The sequence below is a fragment of the Roseomonas sp. KE0001 genome (assembly GCF_016107285.1).
GTDB lineage: Bacteria > Pseudomonadota > Alphaproteobacteria > Acetobacterales > Acetobacteraceae > Pseudoroseomonas.
Genome location: NZ_RCVQ01000001.1, coordinates 616,441 through 639,428, shown reverse-complemented (window position 1 = coordinate 639,428; position 22,988 = coordinate 616,441). Strand labels below are relative to the sequence as shown.

Genomic DNA, 22,988 nt, shown 5'->3' with positions numbered 1-22,988 from the left:
GCTCACTCCACCACCTTGGGCACCGCGAAGAAGGCGCCGGCACGGTCGGGGGCATTGGCCAGGATCTCCCCCTGGATGCCGCCATCCGTCACCTCGTCCCGCCGCATGCGCAGCGCCTGCGCGCCGCCGCCCGCCATGGGCTCAATGCCCTGGGTATCCACGGCACGCAGCTGCTCGATCCAGCCCAGGATCCCGTTCAGTTCGGCTTCAAGGCGCGGCAGGTCGCCGTCCTCGACCCTGATGCGGGCCAGGGACGCGACGCGCCGGACAGTGGCGGTGTCGAGCGACATAGTTTTTCTTCCGGATGGTTGCAGGTCTGATTGCGCGGCAATGGCGGCGGACCATAAACACCGCCATGCCCCTCAGCAACCTGACCGACCTTCGCGGCGGCCTTTCCCCGGGTCAGAGACTCATCGGCCTCGACCCCGGACGGCGGACCATCGGCGTGGCGCTCTCCGACGTCTCGCTGATGCTGGCGAGCCCCTATCAGGCCCTGCCGCGCGGCAAGCTGGCCGCCAATGCGGCGGCGATCGCCGGGATCGCCCGGCAGGAGGGGGCCGGCGGGCTGGTGGTCGGCCTGCCGCTGGGGCTGGACGGCAGCTTCGGCCCGGCGGCGCAGGCGGCCAAGGACTGGGCCATGGCCGTCTCGGAAGCCACCGGCCTGCCGGCCGCGCTCTGGGACGAGCGGCTTTCCTCCTCGGCGGTCAACCGGATGCTGATCGACGAGGCCGACCTGACGCGCGGCAAGCGTGCCAAGGTGGTCGATGCCCTGGCGGCCGCCTACATGCTGCAGGCCGCGCTGGACGCCAGCCGGCCCTGACCCCCCCCTTTCGGCGCGGCGCCCGGACCAGTATGGTCGCCCGCCTCTAGCCGGACTGGTCCTCGATGCTGCCCTTCCCTCACCGGCACCTCCTTGCCCTTCAGGGGTTGGAGCCGCCCTATATCGCCGATCTGCTGGATCTGGCCGAATCCTACGCCCTGCTGAACCGCAGCGGTAAGACCCAGCGGGACCTGCTGAAGGGCCGCACGCTGATCAACCTCTTCTTCGAGGACAGCACCCGCACCCGGACCAGCTTCGAGCTGGCCGGCAAGCGGCTCGGCGCCGACGTCATCAACATGTCGGTCAGCCAGAGCAGCGTGAACAAGGGCGAGACGCTGCTCGACACCGCCTCCACCCTGAACGCCATGCATTGCGACCTGCTGGTGGTCCGCCACGCCCAGTCCGGCGCCCCGGCGCTGCTGAGCCAGAAGGTGGACGCGGCGGTGATCAATGCCGGCGACGGGACGCATGAGCACCCGACCCAGGCGCTGCTGGACGCGCTGACGATCCGCCGCCGCAAGGGCCGGCTGGAGAACCTCACCGTCGCCATCTGCGGCGACGTGCTGCACAGCCGCGTGGCCCGCAGCAACATCCACCTGCTCAGCGCCATGAACTGCCGGGTCCGGGTGGTCGGCCCGCCCACCCTGATCCCCGCCGAGGCCGAGCGGCTGGGCGTGGAGGTGTTCCACGACATGAAGGCCGGCCTGCGGGACGCCGATGTGGTCATGATGCTGCGCCTGCAGAAGGAGCGCATGGCCGGCGGGCTGGTGCCCTCGGCGCGCGAGTTCTTCCGCTTCTACGGGCTCGATGCCGCCAAGCTCGCGCTGGCCCGGCCGGATGCCATCGTCATGCATCCGGGCCCGATGAACCGGGGCGTCGAGATCGACAGCGCGGTGGCCGACGACCCGGCCCGCAGCGTCATCGGCGAGCAGGTCGAGATGGGTGTCGCGGTCCGCATGGCGGTGCTGGACATCCTCTCGCGCAACATGCGGCGGAACGCCCGGCTGTGATCACCATGCCCGACACCATCTTCATCAACGCCCGCCTGATCGATCCCGCCTCCGGGCTGGACGCGCGGGGCAGCCTGCTGGTCAGCCGCGGCGTCATCGCCGACCATGGCGGGACGCTGGGCATGCCCGAGGGCGCCGAGGTCGTCGATTGCGGCGGCGCCATCCTGGCCCCCGGCCTGATCGACCTGCGCGCGGCGCTGGGCGAGCCGGGCGCCGAGTACCGCGAGACGATCGAGAGCGCGGCCGAAGCCGCGGCGGCGGGTGGCATCACGACCCTCTGCGCCCTGCCCAACACCGAGCCCGCCCTCGACGATCCGGCGCTGCTGCAGTTCATGGTGCGGCGGGGGGAGGCCACCGGCAGCCTGAGCATCCTGCCCTACGGCGCCGCCACACGGGGCTGCGCCGGCAAGGATGTCTCGGAATACGGCCTGCTGCGCGAGGCGGGCGCCGTGGCCTTCACCGATGGCACCCGCGCCATTGCCGATGCCCGCACCATGCGCCTGGCGCTCTCCTATGCCCGCGCCTTCGGCAGCTTCGTGGTGCAGCACCCGGAGGAGCCCTCCCTGGCGCGGGGCGGCGCGGCAACGGAGGGCGAGCTGGCGACGCGCCTCGGCCTGCCCGGCATCCCTCCGGCCGCCGAGAGCATCCTGGTGGCGCGTGACATCGCCCTGGCCCGCATCACCCGCGGCCATGTCCACTTCGCCCATGTCTCCACGGCCGCCACGCTCGACCTCATCCGCGCCGCCAGGGCCGAGGGGCTGGCCGTCACCTGCGACACCGCGCCGCCTTACTTCGACCTCAACGAGACGGCGATCGGCGACTTCCGCACCTATGCCAAGCTCTCCCCGCCGTTGCGGCGCGAGGAGGACCGGCGGGCCGTCGTCGCCGCCCTGGCGGACGGCACGATCGACGCCATCGCCTCGGACCACCAGCCGGCCGATGCCGACGACAAGCGCCTCCCCTTCGCCCAGGCCTCGGCCGGCGGGTCCGGGCTGGCGACGCTGCTCGGCATCACCCTCGCCCGCGTCCATGCCGGCGATCTGACGCTGCCCGCCGCCCTCGCCCTGCTCACCAGCCGCCCGGCGGCGCTGCTGGGCCTCGCCGCTGGCCGCCTCGCTCCCGGCGCCCCGGCCGACCTGGTGCTGTTCGACCCGGAGCGGGCCTGGAAGGTCGAGGCCGGCCGGCTGCCGGGCAAGGCGCAGAATTCGCCCTTCGACGGCCGCGCCCTGGAAGGCCGGGTGCTGGGAACCTGGAAGGCCGGCAAGCGGGTCTTCGGATGAGCCTCTGGCTGGCTGTCGCCATCGGCTACCTCTCCGGCTCGGTGCCCTACGGGCTGCTGCTGACCCGCGCGGCGGGCCTTGGGGATATCCGGCAGATCGGCAGCGGCAATATCGGCGCCACCAATGTGCTGCGCACCGGCAACCGGAAGGTGGCCGCCGCGACCCTGCTGCTGGACGCGCTGAAGGGGGCGCTGCCTGTCCTCCTGCTCGGCGGGCTCTGGGGGCGCGATGCCGGCCTCGCCGCCGGGCTGGCGGCGCTGGTCGGGCACCTCTTCCCCATCTGGCTCGGCTTCCGGGGCGGCAAGGGCGTCGCCACCGGCGCCGGGGTGCTGCTGGCGGCCAATTGGTGGATCGGCCTGCTCTGCGCCCTGCTCTGGCTGGCGATGGCGAAGCTCACCCGGCTCTCCTCGGCCTCCGCCCTCGCCGCCTGCTGCGCGGCGCCGTTGATCGCGCTGCTGTCGGGCGACCACCGCCTCGCTCTCGCCCTCCTGGTCGTCGCCGCGCTGATCCTCTGGCGGCACCAGGACAATATCCGCCGCCTGCTCGCCGGCACCGAGCCGCGGATCGGCGAGCGGCGGTGAGCGAGACGGCCGCCCGGCTGCGCCTGGTGCGGACGGAGGGCATCGGGCCGATGACCTACCGGCGCCTGATGCAACGCCATGGCACGGCCGACTCGGCGCTGCGGGCCCTGCCCGCCTATTCGGCCCGGCGTGCCCGCCCCTTCCTGCCGCCCGAGCCGGGCGCCATCGCGCGGGAGATCGAGGAGGTGTCCGGCATGGGGGGCCGGTTCCTGTTCCTGGACGATCCGGAATACCCCCCGCTCCTGGCTCTGCTGGAGGACGCGCCGCCCGCCATCGCCGTGATCGGGGATGCGGCCCTGCTGCGGGCCCGGCAGGTCGCCATCGTCGGGGCGCGCAATGCCTCGCTGCCCGGCCGGCGCCTCGCGGCGGAGCTGGCCGCGGATCTGACGGAGGCCGGGCTGGTCGTCACCTCGGGCCTCGCGCGGGGCATCGACGGTGCCGCGCATGAAGGAGCGCTGCGCCGCGGTCCCACCATCGCCGTCATTCCCGGCGGGCTCGACCGCGCCTATCCGCCCGACCATGCCGAGCTGCAATCGGCCATCGCCGAGCGCGGCGCGGTGGTCGCCGAGGCGCCGCTCGGCACGGCGCCCATCGCCCGGCACTTTCCCCGCCGCAACCGGATCATCGCCGGCCTGTCGCTCGGCATCGTGGTGGTGGAATGCGGATTGCGCTCCGGCACGCAGATGACCGCCCGGCTCGCCCTGGAGGCGGGGCGCGAGGTCTTCGCCGTGCCCGGCAACCCGTACGATCCCCGCGCGGCCGGATCGAACGACCTGTTGCGGCAAGGCGCGCACCTGACGGAACGGGCGGCCGATGTGCTGGAGCACCTGCCGGAGGGGCCGGCCACGGCGCGGCCACGCCGTTCGCCCAATCCGGCCCCGCGGCCGGCGGCATCCCCGGCCCCCGCTCCCGGCGGCGCCCTCGGCGATGCCGAACAAGTCCTTGAGCTTCTGGGGACTTCTCCCGTTGTGGTTGACGAGATCATCCGGCGCTGCCACCTCTCTCCCGCTGCGCTGCAGTCTCTGCTGCTCGACCTGGAGCTGGAGGGGCGCATCGAAGCATTGCCGGGCAACCGTGTGATGCGCAGCGGACCAGGGTAGAGACCACGCTCGCAGAATAAAACTGCCTGTCGCCATCAGAGAGCATACAGCACCCGCCATGACCGACGTCGTCGTCGTCGAATCGCCGGCCAAGGCGAAGACCATCAATAAGTACCTGGGCCAGGACTTCACCGTCCTCGCCAGCTTCGGTCATGTCCGGGACCTGCCGGCGAAGGATGGCAGCGTCCGCCCGGAGGACGACTTCGCCATGGACTGGACGGCGGAGGACCGGGGGGAGAAGCAGGTCGCCGCCATCGCCAGGGCGGTGAAGGGCGCGCGCAACCTCTATCTCGCCACCGACCCCGACCGCGAGGGCGAGGCCATCTCCTGGCACGTGCAGGAGATGCTGCGCCAGAAGGGCGCCCTGAAGGGCGTCCAGGTTCACCGCATCACCTTCAACGAGATCACCAAGCGCGCCGTGCAGCACGCGCTGGCGCATCCGCGGGATCTCGACACCCCGCTGATCGAGGCCTATCTGGCCCGGCGGGCGCTGGACTATCTGGTGGGCTTCACCCTCTCTCCCGTGCTCTGGCGCAAGCTGCCCGGCAGCCGCTCGGCCGGGCGCGTCCAGTCCGTCGCGCTGCGCCTGATCTGCGAGCGCGAGGCCGAGATCGAGGCCTTCCGCGCCCGCGAGTACTGGACCGTCGAGGGCCGTTTCCTGACCGCCGCCGGCGCCCCCTTCACGGCGCGGCTGACCCAGCTCGACGGCAAGCGGCTGGAGCAGTTCGACCTGCCGGACGAGGCCTCCGCCATGCGGGCCAAGGCCGCCGTCGAGGCCGGCCGCTTCAGCGTCGCCAGCATCGAGAAGAAGCGGGTCCGCCGCAATCCGCCCGCTCCCTTCACCACCTCGACCCTGCAGCAGGAGAGCTCACGCAAGCTCAGCTTCGGCGCCCAGCAGACCATGCGGCTGGCGCAGCAGCTCTATGAAGGGGTGGACATCCAGGGCGAGACGGTCGGCCTCATCACCTACATGCGGACGGATGGCGTGCAGATGGCCCGTGAGGCGATCGGCGCCATCCGCGACCACGTGAAGACGCAGTTCGGCCCGGACTACATCCCCGCCGCGCCGCGCGAATATGCCTCCAAGGCCAAGAACGCCCAGGAGGCGCACGAGGCCATCCGCCCGACGGATGTCTCCCGCACGCCGGAAAGCGTCGCCCGCCACCTGACGCCCGAGCAGCGTCGGCTCTACGAGCTGGTCTGGAAGCGGGCGGTGGCCAGCCAGATGCAATCGGCCGAGCTGGACCAGACCGCCGTCGACCTGGCCGACGCGGCCGGCCGCGCCAGGCTGCGCGCCACCGGCAGCGTGGTGGCCTTCGACGGCTTCCTCAAGCTCTACCGCGAGGATGTCGACGATGCCGCCGGCGCCGAGGATGAGGACAGCCGCATCCTGCCGCCGATGCGCGAGCAGGACCCGGCGAAGCTCACCGCCGCCCAGGCCGACCAGCACTTCACCCAGCCGCCGCCCCGCTATTCCGAGGCCTCCCTGGTCAAGAAGATGGAGGAGCTTGGCATCGGCCGGCCCTCCACCTACGCCTCCATCCTGCAGACCCTGCAGGACCGCGAGTATGTGCGGCTGGACAAGCGCCGTTTCATCCCCGAGGACCGGGGCCGGCTCGTCACCGCCTTCCTGGTGAATTTCTTCGAGCGCTATGTCGATACCGGCTTCACCGCCAGCCTCGAGGAGCAGCTGGACGACATCTCCGGCGGAAGGGCCGAGTGGCGCGCGGTGATGCGCGCCTTCTGGGAGGAGTTCAACGCCGCGGTCAGCGCCACCAAGGACCTGACCATCAGTGCCGTGATCGACGCGCTGGACGAGGAGTTGGGTCCGCACTTCTTTCCGCAGCCCGCCGAGGGCGGCGATCCCCGCGCCTGTCCGTCCTGCAGCGGCGGCCGGCTCGGCCTGCGCCTCGGGCGGAACGGCGCCTTCATCGGCTGCTCCAACTATCCCGAATGCCGCTACACCAGGCCGCTGGCCGTGCCCAATGCGGAGGGCGAGGCCGAAGGCGCGCTGGCGGGCGGCATCAAGGAGCTGGGCTCGGATCCCGTGACCGGCGCGCCGGTCACGCTGCGCCGGGGTCCCTATGGCGTCTACGCCCAGCTTGGCGAGGGCGAGACGGATGCCAAGGGCAAGGCGATCAAGCCCAAGCGCGCCAGCCTGCCGCGCGGCATGGATCCCGAAGGGGTGACCCTGGAACGGGCCCTGGCGCTGCTGGCCCTGCCCCGCCTCATCGGGCTGCATCCCGAGACCGGCGAGGAGATGAGCGCCGCCATCGGCCGCTTCGGGCCCTACGTGAAGATGGGCAGCATCTACAAGTCCCTGGACCGTGACGACGACGTGCTGACCATCGGCGTCAACCGCGCGGTCGCCCTGCTGGCCGATGCCAAGGCCAAGGTGCGCGCTCTCGGGCCGCATCCGAAGGATGGCACGCCGGTGGAGATCAAGCGCGGCCGCTTCGGCCCCTACGCCCAGCATGCCGGCATGGTGGCCAGCCTGCCGCGCGGCACGCAGATGGAGGATGTCACCCTCGATCAGGCCGTGGCGCTGCTGGCGGAGAAGGGGAAGAAGCTACCCGCCCCCGGCGCCCGCAAGACCGCGCGGAAGACGCCGGTGCGCAAGGCCGCCGCCTCGGTCGAGGCGGAAGGCCCCAGGAAGGCCGCCGCGAAGCCCGCGACGACCCGGAAGGCCACGGGTGCAAAGGCCACGAGCGCGAAGGCCACGACCACCGCGAAACCCCGCGCCGCCAAGGCCGGCGCCAAGCGGGCGGCGCCCAAGGTCAAGGCCTGAGGCGTGGAGGGCGGCCCGAGGGACAGGCGGGGCCCGGCGCCGGCCCTGCCCAGCCTGGACACCCTCCGCCGCTATCTGCGGAGCGCGCCCGGACGGGTGGGCAAGACCGAGATCTCGCGGCATTTCGGCCTGGGCACGGAGCAGCGTCCGGCCCTGCGCGCGTTGCTGCGCGAGCTCGAACGGGAAGGCGCGCTGGACCGCGCGACGGTCCAGCGGGCGGGCCATGACGGCCTGCCGGAGATGCTCGCCGTCGAGGTGAGCGGCATCGACCCCGATGGCGAGCCGCTGGCCCGGCCTCTCGACTGGGAGCCGGAGGCGGGCCGGCCGCCCCTCATCGTCATGCGCCCGGAGCGGCGGGGCCAGCCGGCGCTGATGCCCGGCGAGAGGGTGGTGGCGCGGCTGCGCCCGATCGGCGGCGGGCGCTATGAGGGCCGGACCTTCCGCCGCCTCGGCTTCGCCACCGCCCGCCGGATCCTTGGCCTGTACCGCGAGGGGCAGCTCCTGCCCACGGACCGGCGCCAGAAGGCCGGCTGGACCATCGCTCCGGAGGACGCGGCCGGCGCGGCCGAGGACGAGCTGGTGCTGGCCGAACCCCTGCCGGCGGGGCGCGCCGGGCTGCGGCCGGCCCGGGTGGTCGAGCGGCTGGGCCCGCTGCAGGCCCCGGGCGCCATCTCCCTGCTGTGCATCCATCGCCACAGCCTGCCCTGCGAATTTCCCGAGGCCGCCCTGGCCGAGGCGGCGGCGGCCGGGCCGGTGGGCCTGACCGGCCGCGAGGATTTGCGCGGGCTGGAACTGGTCACCATCGACGGCGCGGATGCCCGGGACTTCGACGACGCCGTCTGGGCCGAGGCGGAGCCGGATGGCTGGCGCGTCGTCGTCGCCATCGCCGATGTGGCGCATTACGTGCGGCCGGACAGCACCCTCGACGAGGCGGCACGGCTGCGCGGCAACAGTGTCTACTTCCCCGACCGCGTCGTGCCGATGCTGCCCGAGGCGCTGTCCAACGGCTGGTGCAGCCTGCGCCCGGGCGAGGATCGCGGCTGCCTCTTCGTGGAGATGCACTTCAACGGCGAGGGTGCGAAGCGGGCGCACCGCTTCGGCCGCGGGCTGATGCGCTCGGCGGCGCGGCTGACTTACGATGAGGTGGAGGCGCTGGAGGGGGAGGCCATCGGCCGCCTCCGACCGCGCATCGACGCGTTGCGGGGTGCCCATGCCGCGCTCCGGCTCGCCCGCGAGCGACGCGGCACCCTGGACCTGGATCTTCCGGAGCACCGCGTCCGCCTGAGCGAGGATGGGCAGGTGCTGGATGTCTCGCCGCGTCCCCGGCTGGAGGCGCACCGGCTGATCGAGGATGTCATGATCGCCGCCAATGTCTGCGCCGCCGAGGAACTGGAGCGGCTCGGCCAGTCAGGCCTCTACCGGGTGCATGACCGGCCGTCGGATTCCAGGCTCGAAGGCCTGCGGCAGCTCCTCGCCGCGCTCGCGCTGGACCTGCCCGCCACGCCGGGGCTGCGCGCGCGGGATTTCGCCGCTCTCCTGGAGGCGGCCAAGGGGGACGCCACGGAAGCGCTGGTGCACCAGGCCGTGCTGCGCAGCCAGTCCCAGGCGGCCTATGACACGACGAATATCGGGCATTTCGGCCTCTCCCTCGGCCGGTACGCGCATTTCACCAGCCCCATCCGGCGCTATGCCGACCTGCTAGTGCACCGGGCGCTGATCCGCGGGCTGCGGCTCGGGCCCGACGGGCTGCGCGAGGCGGAGGCTGTGGCGCTCCAGGACACGGCGGAGCGCATCACCGCCGCGGAGCGCCGCGCCGCGGCCGCCGAGCGTGAGGCGGTGGAGCGATACCTCGCCAGCCACATGGCGTCCCGCGTTGGAGACATGTTCGAAGCGTGGATTTCGGGGGTGACACGCTTCGGCCTCTTCGTCACGGTAAAGGGGAATGGCGCGAGCGGACTCGTGCCCCTGTCATCCCTGCCGGACGATCAATGGACTCATACGGAAGCCGCGCATCGGCTTTCCGGACGCTTCACGCGGCTCTCCTTTGCCCTGGGGCAGCCCGTGTCGCTGCGGCTCGCCGAGGCCATGCCGCTGACCGGCGGTCTGGTCTTCCATCTGGCGCAGGCCCCGCTTCCTTCGCCCGGCGCCCGCCGAAGCCGCCTGCGCAGCGGCGGTACCGGCAAGCAACGTGGCGCCCGGCCGGCCTGACCGTGACCTGGCGCTCAGTCCGGGCCTGCCTGCTCCTCGCCATGCTTCTCGCCGGCCTCGGCCTGCCCTCCGGGGCATCGGCCCAGCAGGGGCAGGGCTTCCAGCGCCAGCAGGTCCAGATCATCCTGCGCGAGGGCCTCTCCGCGATCCTCGAGCGCCACCTCGAACCCGCCGCGCCGTCGGACCTGGTGCTCTGGTCGCTCCGCGGCCTCTCGGCCGTCGATCCCGGGCTGGCTGTCCAGGTCCAGGGCGGCACCCTGGCGCTCTCCCTGCAGGGACGGCTGCTTGGCGAGCGGCCGCTCTCCGGCCTGCTCCCCGCCGCTGCGGCGCAGGCGTTGGCGGATGAGCAGGCGTCGCGGGCGGCGGAGATGCTGCTCCGCTTCTATATCGAGGCCTGGAACGCCTCGGCCACCCTGCAGCGTGCCGGCGCGAACCGCATGCTGCAGGCCGGCTTCGACGAAATCTTCAACCACCTCGATCCCTACAGCCGCTACATCGACGCGGAGGAGGCCGAGGCGGCACGCCAGCGCCGGGTCGGGCAGTCGGGCCTGGGCTTCCGCCTGGCGGCGGGGCAGCGCGGCGCCCTCGTCATCGCCGTCCTGAACCCTGGTAGCATCGCTGCGCAAGGGGGCGTGCGGGAGGGTGATGTTCTCCTGGCCATCGACGGCGTGCCCGTCTCCAGCCGCCGCATCAGCCAGGCCGCCGAGCTGCTGGAGGGGCCCTCCGGCAGCTCGGTCGAGCTGACGCTGCGCCGAGGGCGGCAGCAGCTCACGCTGGTGCTGCAGCGGGACAGCCAGGGTGGCCAGGCCCTGCGGGCCGAATGGTCGGAGGGAATCCTCTGGCTCCATCTGCGCGCCTTCTCCACCATGACCACCGAGTGGATCATCGAGGCGCTCAATTCGGCCTTTTCGGGCCCGACGCCCCCACGCGGCGTCGTGCTGGATCTGCGGGGCAACCGGGGTGGCCTGCTCGGACAGGCCATGACCGTTTCGGATGCCTTCCTGACCCAGGGCGTCATCGCCCAGTCGGCCGGCCGCCACCCCGAGGCACGCCGGGTCTGGGAAGCCGGCGGCCACGACCTGGCGCGGGGCCGGCCCGTGGTGGTGCTGGTGGACGGGCGGACCGCCTCCTCCGCCGAGATCGTCGCCGCCGCCCTCTCGGATCGGGCCCGGGCCGTCGTCGTGGGCAGCGCGACGCTGGGCAAGGGGTTGATCCAAATCGTCTATCCGCTGGCCAATGGCGCGGAGGTGCTGGTCTCCTGGTCTCGCGTCCTCGCCCCCCTGGGCTGGCCGGTGCAGGGGCTGGGGATCATCCCGGCCGTCTGCACCAGCCTGGGAGCGGACTCGCTGCGAGGCGCGTTGCAGGCCCTGTCGCAGGGCACCTCTCCCATGGCGCCCGTCCTGCAACGCCTTCGCCAGGCCCGGGCCCCGGTTCCGGCCAGCGAGGTTGCCGCCCTCCGGGCGCAATGTCCCCCGGCCGAGGGCCGCCCGTGGGATCAGGAGGCCGCGCGCTACCTGATCGATCATCCCGCGGCCTATCAGGCGGCGGCCGGCCCCTGAATCGGCTTGACTGGCTGCACAGGATGGCTAGGTTGCGGCCTCTCGCGTCGCACCCGGGTGCGCGGCTTTGTGCCCCCGGCTTGAGGTGCTTCAAGGCGCCCACGGAAGAACGTTATGGCCAAGTCGAACACCATTCTGATCAAGCTCGTCAGCACGGCTGACACCGGGTACTTCTACGTGACCAAGAAGAACACCCGCAACACCACCGGGAAGATGGAGATGCGGAAGTATGATCCGGTCGTGCGCAAGCACGTCGCCTTCCGCGAATCCAAGATCAAGTAAGCAGCCCAGCCGGGCGGCAACCGCCGGGAAGGCCGCGTCCGAGGAGGGTGCGGCCTTTTCCGCATGTGGCGCCTGGCTGCCCGGCGTCAGCCAGGCTATCTGCTCCAGTCGTCGGCCGTGGCCAGCTGCACGCGGTTGCGGCCCAGGGCCTTGGCCCGGTAGAGAGCGGCATCGGCGGCGCTGACCAGCCGCGACAGCCCCTCGCCCTGCACCGCCAGGGCCACGCCGATGCTGGCGGTGATGGGCAGCGGCAGGGCCTGGGCGGTCATCACGGGTTCATCGGAAATCGCCCCCCGCAGACGTTCGGCGACCTGCATGGCCTCGGCTTCCGTCGCGCCCGCCATGGCGATGACGAACTCCTCACCGCCGAAGCGCGCCACCACGTCGATGGCCCGGATATGCTCCTTCATCCGCGCCGCCACGGCCCGCAGGACCTCGTCTCCCGCCGCATGTCCATAGGTGTCATTGACCGACTTGAACCGGTCGACATCGATGAGCAGCAGGGCGGTATCCCCGTTGCGCAGCAGGCCTTCCAGATGCCGCGTCACATAGCGCCGGTTGCGCAGGCCGGTGAGGCTGTCCGTCACCGCCATCTCCAGCGACCGGTCCAGATCGGAGCGCAGCTGCTCCTGGTACCGCTTGCGGCGCACCTGATTGCGAGCCCTGGCCCGCAGCTCGTTCGCATCCACCGGTCGCAGGACGTGGTCGTTCGCCCCGAGGTCGAAGCCACGCAACACCTGCGCCCGCTGGTCAGAGTCGCCGATCAGCAGGATCGGCAGATCGCGCATCCCGGCCTGCGCCCGCAGGCGGGATGCCAGGCGCAGTCCCTGCCCCTCATCCAGTGAAAGGCTGAGCAGGACCAGATCGAAGCTGCCATGGTTCAGCAGAGCCCAGGTCTCCGCGCCGTCCCGGGCGACAGCCAGGGAAACCCCATCCTCCCGCATGACACCGCCGATCAGCTCGGCCTCGTTCACGTCCTCCGTCGCCAGCAGGATCGAGGCGCCGGTGATGTCTTCGGAAGGGCGCGACTGTGGCTCGAAGCCCAGATCATGGGCCGCCTCCACGCGGACCCTGAAGGCGTCCAGAACCTGCTTCATGCGCAGCAGGGCGCGCAGGCGCGCGAAGAGAGTGGTGTGGTCCACGGGCTTGGACAGGAAGTCGTCCGCTCCGGCCTCCAGCCCCCGCACCCGCTCGGCCAGGTCGACGAGCGCCGTGACCATGACGACGGGGATATGGGCCGTTGCCGGATTGGACTTCAGCTTGCGGCAGACCTCGTAGCCGTCCATCCCCGGCATCATGACATCGAGCAGGATGACGTCCGGCAGCCAGTCGAGCGCCCTGACCAGGGCTTCCGGGCCCGAGGAGGCCAGCGCGACCTCATAATACTCCGCGTTCAACCGGGCCTCGAGAAGCCGCAAGTTGGCAGCGATGTCATCCACAACCAGAACCCGGGCGGTCATCTCGAGTGCTAAGCCTCCCCACGGGCCAGGACGACATGGCCAGGTAAAGTATCATGTCGTGCCCGAGACGGAAATGGTGGGTTTTGCCGACAATAGTTTACGCTATCCGGCAATCCATCAGCCTGCACTTGCTGCCTCCGCATTCAACAGAGCCGTTATGAATTCCGATCAAGGCAGAAGCAAAGCACTTTCAATATGGAAGCACGAGATCGCTACCGGCCGCCGGACAGCGGAACCTGTGAGGCAATCCGTGCCGCTCATCTCATGAAGACAGGCGGGACATGCCACGATGCGGGGAAGGACCATGTACCCTTCCCGCATCCCCTCGTGGCTCACGGCCGAGGCCGACTCAGTCGCGCAGCAGCTCGTTGATCGAGGTCTTCTCCCGCGTGCGCGCATCCACGCGCTTGACGATGACCGCGCAATAGAGGCTGGGGCCCGGAGTGCCATCCGGCAGCGGGCGGCCGGGCAGACTTCCCGGCACCACCACGGAATAGGGCGGAACCTTGCCGATGAAGACCTCACCCGTGCCGCGGTCGATGATCTTCGTGGAGGCGCCGAGGAAGACGCCCATCGCCAGCACGCTCCCCTCCCCGACGATCACGCCCTCCGCCACCTCGGAGCGCGCGCCGACGAAGCAGTTGTCGCCGATCACCACCGGGTTGGCCTGCAGGGGCTCCAGCACGCCACCGATCCCGGCGCCGCCGGAGATGTGGCAGTTCGCACCGATCTGAGCGCAGGAGCCGATCGTCGCCCAGGTGTCGACCATGGTGTTGGCGCCGACATGGGCACCGAGATTGACGAAGGAAGGCATCAGCACCACGCCGGGCGCGATATAGGCCGAGCGCCGCACCACCGCGCCCGGCACGGCGCGGAAGCCGGCCTCGCGGAAGCGGTTCTCTCCCCAGCCGGCGAACTTCAGCGGCACCTTGTCATAGGCGCCGAAGCCGGTCGGGATGACGGCGGACTCCTCCAGCCGGAAGGACAGCAGCACCGCCTGCTTCAGCCACTGGTTGACCCTCCAGCCGCCCGCCCCGTCCGGCTCCGCCACGCGTGCCTTGCCGCTGTCCAGAAGCTCCAGCGCCGCCTCCACCGCCTCCCGGTCCGCCCCCTTCGTGGCGGGCGAGAGATCGGCGCGACGTTCCCAGAGGGCTTCGATGGTGGCGGCAAGCGACATGGCGGCTATCCTGCTCGGAAAATCTCTGCCGCCGGTATCGGAGGCGTGGCGAGCGGTGTCAACGCCGGCCGCAACGCCTCAGGGCCGGATCAGCGTCCCCGCACCGCCATTGGTGAACAGCTCGATCAGCACGGCATGCGGTACGCGCCCATCGACGATCACCGCGCCCTTCACGCCGCGCTCGATGGCGTAGATGCAGGTCTCGACCTTGGGGATCATCCCGCCGGAAATCCAGCCGGCCTCGATGCCCGCCCGGACCTCGGCCACCGTCATCTCGGGGATCAGGCGTTTCTCGGCATCCAGCACCCCGGCGACATCGGTCAGCATGAGCAGGCGCGAGGCGTTCAACGCCCCGGCGATGGCGCCGGCCGCGGTGTCGGCATTTACGTTGTAGGTCTGCCCGTCCGCGCCGACGCCCACGGGCGCGATCACCGGCACGATATCGGCGGCGATCAGCAGCTCCAGCACATGCGGATCGACATGCTCCGGCTCGCCGACGAAGCCCAGATCGAGAACCTTCTCGATCTGGCTGTCAGGGTCCCGGTAGGTCCGCTGCAGCTTGCGCGCCCGGATCAGCCCGCCATCCTTGCCGGAGATGCCCACGGCGATGGCGCCGGCGCGAGTGATGCATCCCGCGACCTGCTTGTTCACCGTGCCGGAGAGGACCATCTCCACCACATCCACCATCTGCGCATCCGTGACGCGCAGGCCCTGCACGAAGGTCGACTGCACGTTCAGCCGCTTCAGCATGGAATTGATCTGTGGGCCGCCGCCATGCACCACGACCGGATTGACGCCCATCTGTTCCAGGACCGCGATGTCGCGGCCGAAACGCAGCGCGCTCTCCTCCTCGCCCATGGCGTGGCCGCCATACTTCACGACGACGATCTGATCGTCATATCGCTTCAGGAACGGAAGCGCCCGGGCGAGAATCTCCATCTGGTCGCGCGCATTCTCAGTCATGGGCGTTCCTTCCGCCAAGCTGCAGACAGGCGCCTCTAAGACGGCAGGCGCCGCAGGGTCAAGGGCCTGCCGCCGCGCGGGACCGGGGCGGCCCGGCTACTCCGGCTCGGCCAGGGAGGAGAGTTCGGCGCGCAGCAGGTCGATGCCGGTGCCCTTCTCGCTGCTGGTGGTGATCACCAGCGGGTGGGCGGCCGTGTGCTGCTTGACAAGGGCGGCCGCCTCCTCCTGGCGCTGCTTCAGCCAGAAGGGCTTGGCGTCGTCCGCCTTGGTCAGCACGATCTGGAAGGTCACCGCCGCCTCGGAGAGAAGCTCCATGGCGGCGCGGTCGGAGGCCTTGGTCTCGATGCGCGCATCCAGCAACAGTACCACGCGGCGCAGATTGGGACGTCCGCGCAGGTAGTCGAACATCAGGCCCTGCCAGTCCTCCTTCACGCTGCGGGAGGCCTGGGCGTAGCCGTAGCCAGGCATGTCCACCAGCACGAGGCGGCCGCCCAGGTCGAAGAAGTTCAGCTGCTTGGTGCGCCCCGGCGTGTTCGAGACCCGCGCCAAGCTGTTCTGGCCGGTGAGCGCGTTGACCAGGGAGGACTTGCCGACATTGGAGCGGCCGCAGAAGGCCACCTCGGGCAGCGAGACCTCGGGGAGCTGGTCCAGCCGCTGCGCCGCGAAGAAGAAGTTGCAGGGGCGGCAGAACAGCAGCCGCCCCTGTTCGATCAGGGCGGCGCGCGCCTCGTCGTCGCGCGCCTCCAGCAGCCCGCCGGCGCTCACCCCTTGGCCTTCGCGGTCTTGCCCAGGGCCTTCTGCTGCCGCCGGGCCGCCCGCTCATGCCGCATGATGTAGTACTGCTGGCCCACGGAGAGCAGGTTGTTCCACGACCAGTAGATTACCAGGCCGGCCGGGAAGCTGGCCAGCATGAAGGTGAAGATCACCGGCATCCAGGTGAAGATCTTGGCCTGGATGGGGTCCGGCGGCGTCGGGTTCAGCTTTTGCTGCACGAACATCGTGATACCCATGATGATCGCCCAGACCGGCATATGCAGCATCGCCGGCGGATCCCACGGGATCAGCCCGAAGAGGTTGAACAGGTTGGTCGGGTCCGGCGCCGAGAGATCGTGGATCCAGCCGAAGAAGGGCGCGTGGCGCATCTCGATGGTGACGAAGAGCACCTTGTAGAGCGCGAAGAAGACCGGGATCTGGATCAGGATCGGCAGACAGCCGGACGCCGGATTGATCTTCTCCGTGCGGTAGAGCGCCATCATCTCGGCCTGGGCCTTGGCCGGATCGTCCTTATAGCGCTCGCGGATCTCCGTCATCTTCGGCGCCATGTCCTTCATGCGCGCCATAGATTTGTAGGCCTTGTTGGCGAGCGGGAAGAAGGCGAGCTTCAACGCCACCGTGAAGACCAGGATGGCCACGCCGAAGTTGCCGAACAGCTTGTACAGCCAGTCGAGCGCGTAGAAGAAGGGCTTGGTCAGGAAGTAGAACCAGCCGAAGTCGATGGCCTTGTCGAAGTCGGTGATGCCGAGTTCCCCGGCATACATGTCCAGGAGGTGCACTTCCTTGGCGCCGGCGAACAGGCGGGTGTCCATCGTCGCCGTCGCCCCGGCCGCCACGGTCTGGGCCCCCGGTGCCGCGAAATCGACCTGCCAGCGATCCTGGCCGTTCTCGGTCAGGTGGCGCCAGCTGGCCCGCAGCGTCGCAGCCGTGTCGACCGGCGCGATGGCGGAGAGCCAGTACTTGTCCGTGAAGCCGGCCCAGCCGCCCTGGGTGTCCTGCTGGAGCGCGATGCCATTGGTCGCGTCGCTGCGGGCGGTCTTGAAGGTCTGCTCGTTCAGCCGGCCGCCCAGCACGCCCACGAAGCCTTCATGCAGGATATAGTAGCCGGCGACATGCGGCGTGGACTCGCGCCGGATCCGCTGCCAGGGCAGCACGGAGACCGGCTCGGCGGCGTTGTTCACGACGCTCTGCTCGGCGCGGAACATGAAGTTGCGGTCGAGGCTCAGGACGATGCGGAAGACCTGGCCCTGGCCATTGTCCCAGCTCAGCGTCACCGGGCTGTCCGGGCCGAGCGGACCACCGCTTGCCGTCCAGTCCGTGTCGTTGCCGGGAACGCGGGTACGGCCATCCGCCGCCGACCAGCCCCACTGCGCGAAGTAGGGCTGGACCTCCTCACGCGGCGCGAAGAGCCGGACCAGCGGGGAGTTCGGCGCCGTGGTCTCGCGATAGTCGCGGAGCACCAGGTCATCCAGCTTGGCGCCGCGCAGCAGCACGCTGCCGGCCAGGCGCGGACTGTCGATCTTGAGCCGTTCGGGCGGCGGCAGATTGGCCGCGGCCGCGGCCGTGGCGTCCGCCGAGCCCGGATTGGCCGGTGCGACGGCCTGGGGCGTTCCCGAGGCGGGGGCGGAGCCGGAAGCCGGGGCCTGCTGGCTGATGGCCGCGGGCGAGGTTTCGGGCGCCGGCGTGGTCTCCCGCTTCCAGAGGTCGAAAGCCAGGAGAATGCCGATCGAAATCGCGATCGCGGCGAAGAGTCGCTTCTGGTCCATCGGATCCGTGCCGTCAGGCCTTCTTGTGCGCCACCGAGGGCGGCGAAGGGGAGGAAGGCGCCTCAGCGGGCGCCGCGGATGTCGTCTCCGGCTCCGTCACCGCCGGCACGGGGTCATATCCACCCGGATGCCACGGATGGCAACGCAGGATGCGCCGGGCGGTCAGCCAGCTGCCCCGGAGCGCGCCGTGCCGATCCAGGGCCTCGATCGCATAGGCGCTGCAATGCGGATGGAAGCGGCAATGACTGCCGATCACGCCTCGCAGGGTCAGCTGATAGGCACGGACCGCGCCCTTCAGGACCGTGGCCGCCGGGCCGGGTCCTCCCGGCCGCAGGCGGTTCATGGCTGCAGGACGCCGGCCTGACGCAAGGCTCCGCGCAGATCCGCCAGCAGCTGATCGAAGCGTCGCTTCCGGGTTCCCTCGCGCCCCACCAGGACCAGGTCCCAGCCGGCCGGCGCCCCGGCACCGAGAGTCAGGCGCGCCGCCTCACGCAGGCGACGCTTGGTCCTGTTGCGGACCACGGCATTGCCCAGCTTCTTCGTGGCTGTGAAGCCGACGCGCAGCGGGGCACCGGTGCCGGGCAGGGCCTGCAGCAACAGGGTCGGCCGCGCGGCGCGGCTGCCCTTGCCGGCGACGCGAAGGAATTCGCGCCGCCGTTTGAGCCGGGGCGGCGAGGCCGCCATGAGCGCCTCCGCGATGCAGGCCCGAAGGCTCAGGCCGAGAGCTTCTTGCGGCCCTTGGCGCGGCGGTTGGCCAGAACATTGCGGCCACCGACGGTCGCCATCCGCGAGCGGAAACCGTGCCGGCGCTTCCGGACGAGCTTGGAGGGCTGATAGGTACGCTTCACGACGCGCTACTCCGAAATAAGGTCCAACCGGGCCGCCCTACCCGGAACGCCCGGTTATGTCACGGCACAGGCCGGCCATCCCGCGAGGGCAGCCGGCGAAGGTGGGGACGTATAGTGAGGCGCATCACGCGCCGTCAACCATGGAGGCCCCGGCGGCGGCCGGTGAGGCTCCGGCACGCCACCCTCCCCCCTTGCGCAACCCCTTTCGCCGCCGCCACTTGTGCCGGCGCGCCCGGCCGGCATCCTGCCGCGCCGCATGGGACTCGGCGGCGGCCATCCGCCGCGAGGTTGGGGGAGGAGACGAGCGAAGATGCGTGACCTGGACGTGGCGATCATCGGTGCCGGTGCCGCCGGACTCTCCGTTGCCGCCATGGCCGCCGGGCTCGGCCGCAAGGTCACGGTGTTCGAGCGCGCCCCGGCCGACCACCGCCGCCCGGCCGATGCCGCCATCATGGTCAAGGCCCTGCTCGCCGCCGCGCATCGGATGCAGGGCCTCCGCCAGGGCCGCGACCTCGGCATCGTGGCCGAGGGCGTGACGGTGAACTGGCCCCGGCTTCGCCACCACCTCGCGGCCACGGCGGCGGGCTCGGCCGGCCGCTCGGCGCTGCAGGAGCTGGCGGGCCACGGGGAGGGCCACGGGGAGGGCCAGGAGGCGGGCCACGGGATCGAGGTGATCGGCGCGCGCGCCTTCTTCACGGGACCGGATCGCATCCAGGCGGGCGACAGGAGCTACCGCTTTCGCCGTGCCGTGATCGCGGCGGGCTGTGAACCCCTTCTTCCGGATCTGCCCGGCCTGGTGAACGCGCCCTGGTGCACGCCGGACGGACTGGCGGAGCTGCCCGCCCTCCCCATGCACCTGCTGGTTCTTGGCGGCACGCCCATGGGGCTGGAGGCGGCGCAGGCCTTCGCGCGGCTTGGCAGCCGCGTCAGCCTGATCGAGGCGTCGCCCAACCTCCTGGCGCAGGAGGATGCGGAGCTGCGGCTGCCGCTGCGGGAGGCGCTGCGGCGGGATGGCGTGGAGTTGCATGAGAACACGCGCGTCCTGGCCGCGGAACGGACCGGAGCCGGCATCGCGCTGCTCACCGCGGAGGGGGCGCGGATCGAGGGCAGCCACCTGCTGATCGCGCTGGGCGAGACGCCACGGCTGGCGCCCCTCGACCTGGCGGCCGGCGGCATCGCCGCCAGCGAGCGCGGCATCGCCACCGGGCGGGACCTGCGGAGCCGCAGCAACCGCCGGGTCTGGGCAGCGGGCAATGTCGCCGATCCCGAGGGGCTCGGGCCGCGCCGCTTCACACGATTGGCGGCACGCCATGCCGAGGTCATCGCCCGCTCCATGCTGTTCCGGCGGCGGGCCGTGCTGGACTATGCCCGCCTGCCCTTGCGGCTGGACACCACGCCGCAACTGGTCCGTGTCGGGCTGACGGCGCAACAGGCCCGCGAGCGCCACCGGGAGGTCGAGGTCCTGCGGCAGGACTTCTCCGGCCTTGATGCGACGCTGGCCGGGGGGACGGTGACAGGCGAGGTTCAACTGGTGCTCGGCCCGGGCAGGACGCTTCTGGGCGCCGCCGCCGTGGGGGATGGCGTGGGCGAACTCGGCGCCCTCTTCACCCTGGCGCTCGAGCGCGGCGTGCGGCTCCATGAACTGGCCACGCTCGATCTGCCCTGGCCGAGCCTCGCGGAAGCGGTCCGGCTGGCGGCCGATAAACCCTACGCCGGCCAGCGGTTTTCGCCCATTCTGCGGCAACTCGCCTCCTGGCTGGGCCGGCTCCCCTGACCATCGCCCGCGATACAATAAGGAGAATCGTATGGAAAAGACCCTCGAGGGCCGTGGCGCCCTGATCACCGGCTCCACGAGTGGGATCGGCCTCGGCATCGCCAAGGCACTCGCCAGGGCGGGCGCCAAGGTGATGCTGAACGGCTTCGGCTCGCCGGAGCAGATCGCCGAGGCGCGGCGGGAGGTGGCCAAGGCCGGCAACAGTGCGGAGCCCGCCCATTCCGCGGCCGATCTCTCGAAAGCCGAGGAGATTCGCGCCCTGTGCCAGGAGGCGGAGGCGGTCCTCGGCCAGGTCGATATCCTGGTCAACAATGCGGGCATCCAGTTCACCAGCCCGGTCGAGGATTTCCCGGACGAGAAGTGGGACGCCATTCTCGCCCTGAACCTCTCCTCGAACTTCCACGCAATCAAGGCGTTGCTGCCCGGCATGAAGGCGCGGGGCTGGGGCCGCATTGTCAACGTGGCCTCGATCCATGGCCTGGTCGCTTCGCCGGAGAAGGTCGCCTATGTCGCCGCCAAGCACGGCGTCGTCGGCCTGACACGGACCGTGGCGCTGGAGATCGCGGAAAGTGGCGTGACCTGCAACGCCGTCTGCCCGGGCTTCGTCCGCACGCCCCTGGCGGAGAAGCAGGTGACGGCGCTCGCCGAGAAGCACGGCATCACGCCCGAGGCGGCGCTGAAGGATTTCCTCCTCGTCAAGCAGCCGAGCAAGCGCTGGGTCGAGGTGGAGGAGGTGGCGCGGATGGCGCTGTTCCTCTGCGGTCCGGAAAGCAGCAGCATCAATGGCGCCGCACTGTCCATCGACGGCGGATGGTCGGCCGCATAATACTTCAGAATCAAGGTATTAAAGAACTCTATCGAGATTCGGGATGGGCTTCAGCCCTCCCGAGCCCTCCAGGACAGTGCCAAAGCCTGAATTTCACACAAGGATTGAACAAAAGCCTTTTAAGTACCTGAATATAAACAATATTCCATATTCAGTGCCGCAGCCACTTCAGCTGGGCCAGGCCATCCCGACGGATCACCACAATGGCCAGTTGGCGAAATCGCCGCGCCAGTTTGAGGGCTTTGCGCGTACTGCATCCGATGAGGCAATGCTCCTCGCGCCATCCCCGCCCGTATCCCGCGCCTCTGATCAGCGGAACACGCCGGGCAAGGGCCTCCAGGCGCATCTGAGCACGGCGGTTCCAACCCTCGGGATGGCGGCGGGCCAGCGGATTCCAGGCCGTTATGATAGCGCCCTGACGCTGGCCCTGCGCTTGGAGAAGGGCCCGCATCGAGGGGCTGCGTCGGCCGATCCGCGCGGTCGCGCCGCCGGCCTCGTAGCGCGTCTGGTGGAAACTGCGCACCAGTCGTTCTGATATCATGCGGGAAGATGCAGCAATAAACCTTTGAGATAGGCGCTTTCAGGCAGCATCGGATGCACCGGATGGTCCAGCCCCGCGCCCGTGGTGGCCAGCAGCCGCGCCGGCCGGCGGGCACGGCCGAGACCATAGGCGATGGCGTCGGTGAATTCGCCGGTCGAGACGTGGTGCGAGCAGGAGGCGATGAAGAGAAAGCCTCCGGGCTCGACAAGCCCCGCCGCCAGCCTGGCCAGGCGCGCATAGCCCCGCAGCGCCACGGCGTGATCCTTGCGCAGCTTGGCGAAGGCCGGCGGGTCGGCCACCACCAGGCCATAGCGCCGGCCCGCGCCCAGCATCTCCTCCAGCACCACCATCGCGTCCCCACGCCGGGCCGAGACGATCTCGCCGAAGCCGTGGCGGGCCGCCGTGTCCATCGCCAGGGCCAGGGCGGGTTCGCTGCGGTCGAGCAACTCGATGCTCCGCGCGCCCTGCGCCGCCGCCGCCAGCCCGAATCCTCCGGTATGGCAGAAGGCATCCAGCACGCTGCGATCCCGGGCCAGGGAGGCAACACGGGCCCGGTTGTCGCGCTGGTCGAAGAACCAGCCGGTCTTCTGACCGGACAGCAGGTCGATGGAGAAATCCAGCCGCCCCTCGCGGACGTGCGCCGTGGCCTCCTCGCCCAGCAGCAGGCCGCTGCTGTCCGGCAGGCCCTCCAGCTTGCGGGCCGGCGCGTCGTTGCGGGCCACGATGGCGCGCGGGGCGATCAGCCGGGACAGAGCCTCCACCAGCAGCGGCAAGGCCCGGTCCATGCCCGCCGTATTGGCCTGTATCGCCAGGACGTCGCCATAGCGGTCGATGACCAGGCCGGGGAGGCCATCGGCCTCGGCATGCACGAGGCGATAGTAGGGGTCCGGGTAGAGGGCGCTCCGGAGCGCGAGGCACTCCGCCAGGCGTGCGGTGAAGAAGTCGAGGTCCAGCTCGACCCCTGGGTCCTCCGAGAGGAAGCGGGCGGCTATCAGGCTGTGGGGATTGAACAGCCATGTGCCGTAGGGCCGCCCGTCATCGCCCACCAGCCGCACCGGCAGGCCGGGCGCCAGGCCGCGCGCCGCCGGCCCCATGGCGATCTCGTTGGAGAAGGCCCAGGGGTGGCCGGCCCTGACACGCCGGTCGCGTCCGGGAAGCACCCGCAACACCGGGCGGTCTTGTGGGCGGTCGAGGGGGGCGGCCTGGGGGAGATCCATGCCGCGGCTCATAG

22 protein-coding genes are annotated in these 22,988 nt (G+C 70.7%); 11 read left to right on the top strand and 11 right to left on the bottom strand.

Annotated elements, in window-relative coordinates; translation table 11 throughout:
* Positions 1-2: 2 nt before the first annotated feature.
* Complete coding sequence (gatC, locus tag D9598_RS02970) at positions 3-290, bottom strand: Asp-tRNA(Asn)/Glu-tRNA(Gln) amidotransferase subunit GatC (RefSeq protein ID WP_198364890.1); 288 nt, start codon at positions 288-290, stop codon at positions 3-5.
* 65 nt (positions 291-355) lie between these two features.
* Here gatC and ruvX point away from each other — a divergent pair, with 65 nt between their 5' ends.
* The 9 genes from ruvX (at position 356) to rpmG (ending at position 11,628) form a co-directional block, all read left to right on the top strand.
* A complete protein-coding gene (gene ruvX / locus D9598_RS02965; protein ID WP_198364889.1) occupies positions 356-820 on the top strand; it encodes a Holliday junction resolvase RuvX in 465 nt (154 codons plus the stop codon).
* A gap of 65 nt (positions 821-885) precedes the next feature.
* Entirely contained in the window at positions 886-1,830 is a 945-nt protein-coding gene (locus D9598_RS02960) for an aspartate carbamoyltransferase catalytic subunit (protein ID WP_198364888.1), read from the top strand.
* A 5-nt stretch (positions 1,831-1,835) separates the two neighbouring features.
* Entirely contained in the window at positions 1,836-3,110 is a 1,275-nt protein-coding gene (locus tag D9598_RS02955) for a dihydroorotase family protein (RefSeq protein ID WP_198364887.1), read from the top strand.
* A complete protein-coding gene (gene plsY / locus D9598_RS02950; protein WP_198364886.1) occupies positions 3,107-3,691 on the top strand; it encodes a glycerol-3-phosphate 1-O-acyltransferase PlsY in 585 nt (194 codons plus the stop codon). The genes D9598_RS02955 and plsY overlap by 4 nt, the downstream gene beginning before the upstream one ends.
* Positions 3,688-4,791, top strand: coding sequence for a DNA-processing protein DprA (gene dprA / locus D9598_RS02945; protein ID WP_370591919.1), 1,104 nt, complete (start codon positions 3,688-3,690; stop codon positions 4,789-4,791). The genes plsY and dprA overlap by 4 nt, the downstream gene beginning before the upstream one ends.
* Before the next feature lie 58 nt (positions 4,792-4,849).
* On the top strand, positions 4,850-7,579 hold the full coding sequence (gene topA / locus D9598_RS02940; protein ID WP_198364885.1) for a type I DNA topoisomerase: 2,730 nt from the start codon (positions 4,850-4,852) through the stop codon (positions 7,577-7,579).
* A gap of 3 nt (positions 7,580-7,582) precedes the next feature.
* The gene (locus D9598_RS02935) at positions 7,583-9,787 is read left to right on the top strand and encodes a VacB/RNase II family 3'-5' exoribonuclease (RefSeq protein WP_198364884.1); all 2,205 of its coding nucleotides are present in this window, start codon (positions 7,583-7,585) and stop codon (positions 9,785-9,787) included.
* A gap of 2 nt (positions 9,788-9,789) precedes the next feature.
* Complete coding sequence (locus D9598_RS02930; protein ID WP_198364883.1) at positions 9,790-11,346, top strand: S41 family peptidase; 1,557 nt, start codon at positions 9,790-9,792, stop codon at positions 11,344-11,346.
* 114 nt (positions 11,347-11,460) lie between these two features.
* Positions 11,461-11,628, top strand: coding sequence for a 50S ribosomal protein L33 (rpmG, locus tag D9598_RS02925; protein WP_198364882.1), 168 nt, complete (start codon positions 11,461-11,463; stop codon positions 11,626-11,628).
* 95 nt (positions 11,629-11,723) lie between these two features.
* On the opposite strand, the gene D9598_RS02920 is transcribed toward rpmG, so the two are convergent.
* The 8 genes from D9598_RS02920 to rpmH all read right to left on the bottom strand — a co-directional run bounded on the left by D9598_RS02920 (position 11,724) and on the right by rpmH (position 18,616).
* Positions 11,724-13,088, bottom strand: a complete 1,365-nt coding sequence (locus tag D9598_RS02920; RefSeq protein WP_198364881.1) for a PleD family two-component system response regulator — start codon at positions 13,086-13,088, stop codon at positions 11,724-11,726.
* A gap of 349 nt (positions 13,089-13,437) precedes the next feature.
* Positions 13,438-14,265 (bottom strand): 2,3,4,5-tetrahydropyridine-2,6-dicarboxylate N-succinyltransferase, encoded by an 828-nt coding sequence (gene dapD, locus D9598_RS02915; RefSeq protein ID WP_232476816.1) that lies wholly within the window; start codon positions 14,263-14,265, stop codon positions 13,438-13,440.
* A 78-nt stretch (positions 14,266-14,343) separates the two neighbouring features.
* Positions 14,344-15,228, bottom strand: a complete 885-nt coding sequence (gene argB, locus D9598_RS02910) for an acetylglutamate kinase (protein ID WP_198364880.1) — start codon at positions 15,226-15,228, stop codon at positions 14,344-14,346.
* Positions 15,229-15,324: 96 nt separating this feature from the next.
* Positions 15,325-15,993, bottom strand: coding sequence for a ribosome biogenesis GTP-binding protein YihA/YsxC (yihA, locus tag D9598_RS02905; protein ID WP_198364879.1), 669 nt, complete (start codon positions 15,991-15,993; stop codon positions 15,325-15,327).
* Positions 15,990-17,768 carry a membrane protein insertase YidC gene (gene yidC, locus D9598_RS02900; protein ID WP_198364878.1) on the bottom strand — a complete coding sequence of 593 codons (1,779 nt, stop codon included), beginning with the start codon at positions 17,766-17,768 and terminating at the stop codon, positions 15,990-15,992. The genes yihA and yidC overlap by 4 nt, the downstream gene beginning before the upstream one ends.
* A gap of 13 nt (positions 17,769-17,781) precedes the next feature.
* Positions 17,782-18,111, bottom strand: a complete 330-nt coding sequence (gene yidD, locus D9598_RS02895; RefSeq protein WP_198364877.1) for a membrane protein insertion efficiency factor YidD — start codon at positions 18,109-18,111, stop codon at positions 17,782-17,784.
* Complete coding sequence (gene rnpA, locus D9598_RS02890; RefSeq protein ID WP_198364876.1) at positions 18,108-18,452, bottom strand: ribonuclease P protein component; 345 nt, start codon at positions 18,450-18,452, stop codon at positions 18,108-18,110. Before rnpA ends, yidD begins: the two co-directional genes overlap by 4 nt.
* Before the next feature lie 29 nt (positions 18,453-18,481).
* Positions 18,482-18,616 (bottom strand): 50S ribosomal protein L34, encoded by a 135-nt coding sequence (rpmH, locus tag D9598_RS02885; RefSeq protein WP_198364875.1) that lies wholly within the window; start codon positions 18,614-18,616, stop codon positions 18,482-18,484.
* Between the two features lie 310 nt (positions 18,617-18,926).
* Between rpmH and D9598_RS02880 the strand changes: the two genes are divergently transcribed.
* Both D9598_RS02880 and D9598_RS02875 read left to right on the top strand, forming a co-directional pair.
* Positions 18,927-20,390, top strand: a complete 1,464-nt coding sequence (locus D9598_RS02880) for an NAD(P)/FAD-dependent oxidoreductase (protein WP_198364874.1) — start codon at positions 18,927-18,929, stop codon at positions 20,388-20,390.
* 31 nt (positions 20,391-20,421) lie between these two features.
* Positions 20,422-21,216, top strand: coding sequence for a 3-hydroxybutyrate dehydrogenase (locus D9598_RS02875; RefSeq protein WP_198364873.1), 795 nt, complete (start codon positions 20,422-20,424; stop codon positions 21,214-21,216).
* A gap of 151 nt (positions 21,217-21,367) precedes the next feature.
* Here the strand turns inward: D9598_RS02875 and D9598_RS02870 are convergent, their stop codons facing one another.
* Both D9598_RS02870 and D9598_RS02865 read right to left on the bottom strand, forming a co-directional pair.
* On the bottom strand, positions 21,368-21,757 hold the full coding sequence (locus tag D9598_RS02870; protein WP_232476814.1) for a DUF3293 domain-containing protein: 390 nt from the start codon (positions 21,755-21,757) through the stop codon (positions 21,368-21,370).
* Positions 21,754-22,974, bottom strand: coding sequence for a class I SAM-dependent rRNA methyltransferase (locus D9598_RS02865; RefSeq protein ID WP_198364871.1), 1,221 nt, complete (start codon positions 22,972-22,974; stop codon positions 21,754-21,756). The genes D9598_RS02870 and D9598_RS02865 overlap by 4 nt, the downstream gene beginning before the upstream one ends.
* Positions 22,975-22,988: the final 14 nt, after the last annotated feature.